Source organism: Streptomyces sp. NPDC047880, assembly GCF_040706515.1.
Taxonomy (GTDB): domain Bacteria; phylum Actinomycetota; class Actinomycetes; order Streptomycetales; family Streptomycetaceae; genus Streptomyces.
This window is the reverse complement of sequence record NZ_JBEZOK010000008.1, coordinates 229,611-237,420: the sequence shown is the minus strand read 5'-3', so window position 1 is coordinate 237,420 and position 7,810 is coordinate 229,611. Positions and strand designations below refer to the sequence as shown.

Here is a 7,810-nt window from a genome sequence, read left to right as displayed (position 1 = left end):
GGGGCGGTGGACGTTCCTGCCGCATGCCACCGGCCTGCGGCAGCATCTGCCGGGGCGGTGGACGTTCCTGCCGCATGCCACCGGCCTGCGGCAGCATCTGCCGGGGCGGTGGACGTTCCTGCCGCATGCCACCGGCCTGCGGCAGCAGCCGCCGGGGCGGTGGACGTTCCTGCCGCATGCCACCGGCCTGCGGCAGCATCTGCCGGGGCGGTGGACGTTCCTGCCGCATACCCCCGGCCTGCCACAGCACCACCCGGGGCCGTCGCCCTGCTCACCTGCGCCCCGGGCCTGCGCAGGGACGACGTGCTCGAGGCCGTTGCCGGGCTCGTGGACAAGTCCGTGCTCTGCCGGGAGCCCGGGCCCGGCGGAGTGCGCTACCGGCTGCTCGACACCCTGCGGCAGTACGGACTGGAGCAGTTGAGGCGGGTCACAGGGCAGGAGGAGACCGCCCGGCGGCGGCAGCGCGACTGGATGGCACGGCGGGCCGAGGCGTGCGAGCGGGGCTGGTTCGGGCCCGGCCAGCCGGAGACGGTCGCCCGGCTGCGCGCCGACCGGGACAACCTCCGCGCCGCCCTCGACTTCAGCCTCTCCGCCCCCGGCGAGGCCCTCGCCGCACTGCGTCTCGCCGGCACGCTCTGGTTCCACTGGCACGCCTGCGGCGCCTCCCGCGAGGGCCTGTACTGGCTCGACCGGGCCCTTGCCGCCGCCCCCGGACCCACCCGGGAACGGGCCCGCGCCCTGTGGGTCGCCGGGCTGCTGGCCGCCGCCACCCGGGACTTCCCACGGGGCCGTCGCCACGCCACCGACGCCCTCGCCCTCGCCCACACCCTCGGCGACGACGCCGAAGCCGCGCACGCCGAGTACGTCATCGGCGTCATCCGGTTGTTCGGCGACGACCTGCCCGGCGCGCTGCGGCACTTCGAGACCACCGTCGCCCGCGGGCCGGTGCCCGGCCAGCACCTCAGCCTCGCCGGCCTCGACCAGGTCGAACTCGCCTGCGCGCTGGCCTACCTGGGCGAGGCCGAGCGGGCCGTCGAGGTCTGCGAGGAGGCCTTGAGACTGTGCGAACGGCACGGCGAGCAGTGGGTCCGCTCCTACGTGCTGCGCATCCTCGCCCTCGCCCACACCGTGCGCGCCGACTGGCCCCGGGCCGAACGGCACGCCCTCGAGGCCCTGCGGCTCAAACTCGCCGTCCACGACGTCATCGGCATCGCCCTCACCCTCGACCTGCTCGCGTCGATCGCGGCCGCACGCGGCTCCCACGAGCACGCCGCCGTCCTCCTCGGCGGAGCCGACCGCGTCTGGGCCGACATCGACACCGGCCGCTGGGGCTCCCACACCCTCAACTCCGCGCGCCGGGACACCGAGGAGCGGGTGGCCGGGGCCCTCGGCCCCGAGGCGTTCGAGCGGGCCCACCGGCGGGGCAGGACCCTGCCGCTCGCGGAACTGGCCGGCCGGGAGCCACAGGGGCCGGGCCGCCCGCACCCCGCGGAACCCGCCGCCCCGCCCCCGCACGACGACGGCACGGTCCGCCTGACCCGCCGTGAGACCGAGGTCGCCCAGCTCGTCGCCGAAGGCCTCGCCAACCAGCAGATCGCCGACCGTCTGGTGATCGCCCGCCGCACCGCCGAAGGCCATGTGGAACGCATCCTCGGCAAGCTCGGCTTCAGCAACCGCAGCCAGATCGCGGCCTGGGTGACGGCGCGGCGCTGTCCCACCCCCGCACGCACCCACCCACCCGAGGGGACCACGTGACCACCGCAGAACACAGCCCGTTCGACCACCGCATGGCCGTCTTCGACTCCGACGACGGCTTCCTGGCCGCCGCCCTGCCCTTCCTCGGCGAAGGGCTCGGCGCATCCGGCGAACCGCCGCCGGTGGCCATCGCCGCCCCGCACCACCTCGACCTCCTGCGTGACGTCCTCGGCCCCGTTGCGAAGGACGTCACCTGCATCCCGCACACCGACTGGTACACCGGCTCCGCCGCCAACGCCGTCGCCCGGGCCGCCACCTACCTCGCGGCGCACGCCGGGCCCGGAGGCCGGCTCCACCTCGTCATGGAACCCGTCTGGAGCGGCCGCGCCGGCCGCTCGGCCCGCGAGACCACCGAGTGGATCCGTTACGAGGCCCTCGCCAACCTCCTTTTCGCCCCCATGTCCACGACCGCCCTGTGCGCGTACGACACCCGCACCGCCGGACCCGCCGTCGTCGCCGCGGCCCGCCGCACCCACCCCGGCACCGAGGTCTACGAGGACCCGCTGCGGCTCGCGGCCGAACTCGACGCCGTCCCCCTGCCGTTGCCGCCGGACGGCGCGCTGCGCCTCCCACAGCCGGACTCCGCGGCCGTGCAGGGCTGGGCCGTCGGGCGAGGACTGCCCGCTGCGGACGCCGAGCTGTTCGCCGCCGCCGTCGCGGAGAGCGCGGCGGCCCTCGCCCCCCTCGGCGGCGACGTCCTGCTGTGGGGCGAGGGCCCCGGCTGCGTCTGCGAACTGCGCTCGGCCCGCCGCCTCGACGACCCGCTCGCCGGCTTCGTCCCGCCGGCCGCAGACCCGGAACCGGGCCCGGGGCTGTGGTACGCGCGTCAGGTCTGCGCGTACGTGGACATCCGCGACGACGCCGACGGAGCAACGGTCCGGCTCCAGTACGCATAGCCTTCCCACCTGCGCAAGCAGGTAGGGGATCGGGTAGTCCTCCCCCTGCGCCGAACCGCCCCCGGGGACCACCCTGGACCCATGCTGCAACTCTCCGGGCGGCACCTCCCCGACCCAGACGCCCGCTACGGCCCGTTCCCGCAACCACCCCTGGGGGCGGGGCACCTGAGGGTCGAGTACGCGCCCCGGCCCTCCGCCGTCCGCGAGGCGCGCGCGGAGGTGCGCAGGCAGTTGGAGTGCTGGGGGCTCGGCGAGCGCGGTGACGTCGCGGACGTGGCGGAGCTGCTCGTCGGTGAACTGGCCACCAACGCCCTGGTGCACGCCGGGAGCCGCTTCCGGCTCACGCTGTTCGCCGCGCACGGCCTCCTGCGCTGCGAGGTCGCCGACGCCGAACGCCGGGTCCCGCGGGTGCTGGACGCGGGCACCGGGGAGAGCGGCCGTGGGATGTTCCTGGTGGACGCGCTGGCCCGCAGCTGGGGCTGCCACCGGGACGGGCCGGGCAAGACCGTGTGGTTCGAGCTCGGCACGTGCGAGGCGGACGGCTGTGGTCGGCGACAGCCGTGACGCTCCGCTGGGGTGGGCCGAGGTCGGTGCGTCGTGCCACCTCGGCTCTCTCCGGGCTGCGGGTCGTGAGTGGTTGTTCGCGCCCACGCGCCGGAGCCGCACATCGACACGGCCCGGCGGCCCCTGAGGCCGGTCCGCTCCTGCCCTCTTGTCGGCCCTGGCACATTGCTGTTTCTTGATCTGTATGGCCGACACCACGGAGCACACGGGTACGCAGCAACCCCAACCCCGCAAGGCGAGCTGGAAACACATCGGTCCGGGCATCGTCGTCGCGGCGACCGGAGTCGGCGCCGGTGACCTGGTCGCCACCCTGATCGCGGGCAGCAACTTCGGCTACACCCTGCTGTGGGCCGCCATCATCGGGTGCCTGGTGAAGATCTCCCTGGCCGAGGCGGCGGGCCGCTGGCACCTGTCCACGGGCCGCACCCTGTTCGACGGCTGGGCGAGTCTCGGCCGCTGGACCACCTGGTTCTTCGCGGTGTACGTCGTGGTCTGGGGCTTCGTCTACGGCGCGGCGGCGATGTCGTCGAGCGCGCTGCCGCTGCAGGCGCTGTTCCCGGACGTGATGGACCTCAAGGGGTGGGGCATCGCCTGCGGTCTGGTCGGGCTGGTCTTCGTCTGGTTCAACAAGTACGCGGTGTTCGAGAAGGTCATGACGATCCTGGTGGGCGTCATGTTCGTGGTGACGGTGTACCTGGCGATCCGGGTCACGCCGAACATCCCCGACGCCCTCGCCGGTCTCCTGCCGGTGCTGCCGGACGAGAAGGACTCGATCCTCAACACACTGGGCCTGATCGGCGGTGTGGGCGGCACGATCACGCTCGCGGCCTACGGCTACTGGGTCAACGCCAAGGGCTGGACCGACACGGGCTGGATGAAGATCATGCGCCTGGACAACCGCGTCGCCTACGCCACCACCGGCATCTTCGTCATCGCCATGCTGTTCGTCGGCGCGGAGCTGCTCCACTCGGCGAACGTCGCCATCGCCAGCGGCGACAAGGGCCTGATCCAGCTGGGCGACATCCTGGAGGAGGAGTACGGCTCGGCGACGGCGAAGTTCTTCCTGATCGGCTTCTTCGCCACGTCCTTCACCTCGCTGATCGGCGTCTGGCACGGTGTGAGCTTGATGTTCGCCGACTTCGTGGCCCGGCTGTCGGGCACGGGCCGGGCCAAGGGCGAGGAGGTCGCCTCCGGGACGCGCGAACGCTCCTGGCCGTTCCGCGCCTATCTGCTCTGGCTGACCTTCCCGCCGATGATCCTGCTCTTCGAGGGCCAGCCCTTCCGCCTGATCATCATCTACGGCGTCCTCGGCGCGGCCTTCCTGCCGTTCCTCGCCGGCACTCTGATCTGGCTCCTCAACTCCGGCCGTACGCCGCGGGAGTGGCGCAACGGCCCGCTCAGCAACATCATGCTCGCTGTGGCCGGCCTGCTGTTCCTGATCCTGTGCGTGAAGCAGATCTGGGACCAGCCGTGGGGGGAGTTCTTCTAGGGCCTGTCGTCCGGATCACGCCGCAGACGCGAGGGACGGGACAGCACCGTTGCCTTCCCGCGGCCTGATCCAAACGACAGACCCCAGGGCGGAGAATGGCCGGATGACCCAGCAGCCTCCGCCACCCGGGCCCGGCTTCGGCCCGCCACCGCCGCAGTACGCGCCGGTGCCGCCCCCGTACGCCGCCGCGCAGCCTCCGTACGTACCCGCACAGCCTCCGTACGTCCATGCCCCGCCGCAGCCGGCGGCCGGGCCGGACTTCCTGGCCGTCGACAAGCGCAACGCGGTCGTCGTCGACGCGTCGGGTGTCGCCTTCGAGTCGTCCGGTCTCTCGATCGAGTTCCGCTGGCCCGAGATCCGCAGTGTCCACTACCAGGCGAGTCCCAACGGCAAGGCGCTGATGGTCGCCGTGGTCCACGTGGACGGCCGGTTCTTCGAGTGCGTGGTGGAGGCCAAGCCCCGGTCGCGGCTCCAGGAGTGGTTCCCGCAGCTGGCGTGGGTGCTGGGCCACTACAGGCCGGCGGGGTGAGGGACCCGGCCACCCCGCCGGCGGCGTCAGCGGTCGCTACGGCAGCCCGTGCACATGGGGCCCCACGGCGTTGGACCAGGCGTTGCCCGCAGTGGCGTCCCAGTTGGTCGACCACGTCATGGCACCGCGCAGGTCGGGGTACGTCCGCGGCGGCTTGAAGGTGCCGCAGCCGGTGCCCTTGGCGAGGCAGTCCAGGGCGTTGTTCACCACGGTCGGCGAGACGTAGCCGCTTCCCGCCCCCCGGGTGGAGGCCGGGAGGCCCAGGCCCACCTGGGAGGGGGCGAGGCCGTTCTCCAGCTGGATGCAGGCCAGGGCCGTGAGGAAGTCGACCGAGCCCTGGCTGTAGACCTTGCCGTCGCAGCCGAGCATGGAACCGCTGTTGTAGTACTGCATGTTGACGACCGTGAGGATGTCCTTCACGTTCAGCGCGGTCCGGAAGTACCCGTTGGACGTGGACTGCATGTCGATCGTCTGCGGAGCCATCGTGAGGACGAGCGAGGGGCCCGCCTTCTGCGACAGCGCGCGCAGCGCCTGCGTCATGTACGTCGCGTTCAGGCCGTTCTCCAGGTCGATGTCGACGCCGTCGAAGCCGTAGGTCTGCATCACGGAGTACACGCTGTCCGCGAAGTTGGCCGCCGACGCGGCGTCGTTCACCGACACCGTGCCGCGCTCCCCGCCGACCGAGATGACGACCTTCTTGCCCGCGGCCTGCTTCGCCTTCACGTCCGCCTTGAACTGGTCGGCCGTGTAGCCGTTCAGCCCGGCCGAGTCCAGGGTGAAGGACACCGCCCCGGGCGTGCCCGTCGCGTCGGCGAAGGCCACCGCGATGATGTCGTAGGCGGCGGGGACGTCGGAAACGCGCTGCACGGTCGCCCCGTTGTTGAAGTTCTGCCAGTAGCCGGTCACCGCGTGCTTGGGCAGTGCGGGGCCCGGGCCGTTCGGCTTGTTCGTGGTGCCCGTCACGGCCGCCGACCTCGGCGACTCGCCGGCCCCGTTCGTCGCCGTGACCTGGAAGGAGTACGACGTCGAGGCCGCGAGGCCGGTCACCGTCGCCGAGGTGCCGGAGACCGCCGTCACCTTGGTGCCGTCGCGGTAGACCGTGTAACCGGTCGCCCCGGAGACCGTGTTCCACGCGAGGGAGACCGTGGAGGCGGTCGTGCCGGTGACGTTCAGGCCGCTCGGCGCGGACGGGACCGTGGGACCGGGGTCGGTGCCCCCGCCGCCGTCGGGGCCGAACACCGACACGTCGTCCGCGTAGTACGCCGCCTGCCCGTACCAGCCGTGCGTGTACACCGTCACCGAGGTGGTCGAGGAGCCTGTGGTGAAGGTGGTCGACAGCTGCTTCCACGAGGAGGAGTCGGGCGTCCAGGTGGACACGTCCGTCGTGCCCGTGCCCGTCACACCCAGGTAGGCGTACCCGCCCCGCACCCAGGCGCCCAGCGTGTACGTCGAGCCGGGCTTCACCCGTACCGTCTGGGCGCACCGGGCGTTGTCCTGCCCCGACGGGGTCGCCCGCAGCGCGGCCGTGCCGGTGCGGACGGGGGAGGAGACCGTCGTGCCGCTGCCCGCCGAGCAGGTCCAGTCGCTCAGGCCCGACTCGAAGCCGGCGTTCCTGGCGTTGTTGACGTCGGCGGCGCTGGCCTGGCCGACGGTCGTGACAGTGAGGGCCAGGGCAGCCGTGACGGCGCCCGACCAGAACCGCAGGGATCGTCTGTGTGGGGACATGACAAGAAAATGGTCCAGACCAAAGGGGCTGTCAAGAGGTCCAGACCAACCTGTCGAGCAGCAGTCCCACCGCGCATCCCGCCAGCAGCACACCCGTGGACATCCAGAACGCCGCACCCGCCGGGTCCAGCACCCCCGGCCGCAGGGACAGCAGCAGCACCTGCGCAGCGGCCGGAACCGCGCACGCCGCCGCCAGATGCCGCACCGGCACCTCGCGCCACGGCTCCGGATGCACCCGCGCCGCCGCCCAGGTGGCCAGCACGACACACACCAGGTTCGGCAGGTGCACCAGCGCCAGCGCGGCCCCGAACGACCCGACGCCCTCCGCGCCGACCAGCGGCCCGTACACCAGCGTCATCTGGACGTACTCGGTGAGGACGAGCACCACGATGCCGACGGCCCAGCAGCGGACGAGCGTCATCAGTCACCCCCGGTGATCTCGAAGAAGAGCAGGATCGCGAAACCCGCCGCGGCCAGGCCGCAGCCCGCGACCAGGGCCAGCGACTGGAGCACCGGGGACCAGCTGCCCCGGCCCGCCACCGTCGCCGTGCCCGCGGGGTCGCGGGGGTCGTAGGTGACGGTCACCGGGCTGCCCTCCGTCGTCGACCAGCCCGCCAGGTCCTCGAACTCGACCCGTACGCCGTCGGCCGTGCGGAAGGCGAAGAAGTGCCGCCGCGCGTCGGAACGCTGGTACGGCTCCGTCTCCACCCGCACGCACTCACCCTCCGCCCGGACACCGCGCCGCAGCACCCGCGTCACCGTCACCAGCCGCCGTGCGTACCTCCAGGCCAGCGCCCCGAACAGCGCCACCAGCGCCGCCAGTACGACGTATCCGGCGCCCGGCACCGCCAC

The 7,810-nt window shown here is 72.8% G+C and carries 8 protein-coding genes and 1 pseudogene; 5 read left to right on the top strand and 4 right to left on the bottom strand.

All coding sequences use genetic code 11. The annotated features are described in order from the left end of the window. Positions 1-229 (bottom strand): annotated as a pseudogene (locus AB0937_RS15675) (hypothetical protein); the annotation flags it as partial. A gap of 74 nt (positions 230-303) precedes the next feature. Here AB0937_RS15675 and AB0937_RS15670 point away from each other — a divergent pair. The 5 genes from AB0937_RS15670 to AB0937_RS15650 all read left to right on the top strand — a co-directional run bounded on the left by AB0937_RS15670 (position 304) and on the right by AB0937_RS15650 (position 5,233). Then, on the top strand, positions 304-1,755 hold the full coding sequence (locus AB0937_RS15670) for a LuxR C-terminal-related transcriptional regulator (protein WP_366712139.1): 1,452 nt from the start codon (positions 304-306) through the stop codon (positions 1,753-1,755). Then, a complete protein-coding gene (locus AB0937_RS15665; RefSeq protein ID WP_366712138.1) occupies positions 1,752-2,651 on the top strand; it encodes an MEDS domain-containing protein in 900 nt (299 codons plus the stop codon). The genes AB0937_RS15670 and AB0937_RS15665 overlap by 4 nt, the downstream gene beginning before the upstream one ends. A gap of 81 nt (positions 2,652-2,732) precedes the next feature. Further along, the gene (locus AB0937_RS15660; RefSeq protein WP_366712136.1) at positions 2,733-3,215 is read left to right on the top strand and encodes an ATP-binding protein; all 483 of its coding nucleotides are present in this window, start codon (positions 2,733-2,735) and stop codon (positions 3,213-3,215) included. Between the two features lie 184 nt (positions 3,216-3,399). Further along, positions 3,400-4,704, top strand: a complete 1,305-nt coding sequence (locus AB0937_RS15655) for an Nramp family divalent metal transporter (RefSeq protein WP_366712134.1) — start codon at positions 3,400-3,402, stop codon at positions 4,702-4,704. Positions 4,705-4,807: 103 nt separating this feature from the next. Beyond that, entirely contained in the window at positions 4,808-5,233 is a 426-nt protein-coding gene (locus tag AB0937_RS15650; protein ID WP_366712133.1) for a hypothetical protein, read from the top strand. A 36-nt stretch (positions 5,234-5,269) separates the two neighbouring features. Here AB0937_RS15650 and AB0937_RS15645 read toward each other — a convergent pair whose 3' ends face one another. Genes AB0937_RS15645 through AB0937_RS15635 form a run of 3 tightly spaced genes read right to left on the bottom strand, consistent with a single transcriptional unit; the run spans position 5,270 to position 7,810 of the window. After that, complete coding sequence (locus tag AB0937_RS15645) at positions 5,270-6,958, bottom strand: glycoside hydrolase family 18 protein (protein ID WP_366712132.1); 1,689 nt, start codon at positions 6,956-6,958, stop codon at positions 5,270-5,272. A gap of 31 nt (positions 6,959-6,989) precedes the next feature. Continuing rightward, a complete protein-coding gene (locus AB0937_RS15640) occupies positions 6,990-7,379 on the bottom strand; it encodes a hypothetical protein (RefSeq protein ID WP_366712131.1) in 390 nt (129 codons plus the stop codon). Continuing rightward, complete coding sequence (locus AB0937_RS15635; RefSeq protein ID WP_366712130.1) at positions 7,379-7,810, bottom strand: DUF3592 domain-containing protein; 432 nt, start codon at positions 7,808-7,810, stop codon at positions 7,379-7,381. The genes AB0937_RS15640 and AB0937_RS15635 overlap by 1 nt, the downstream gene beginning before the upstream one ends.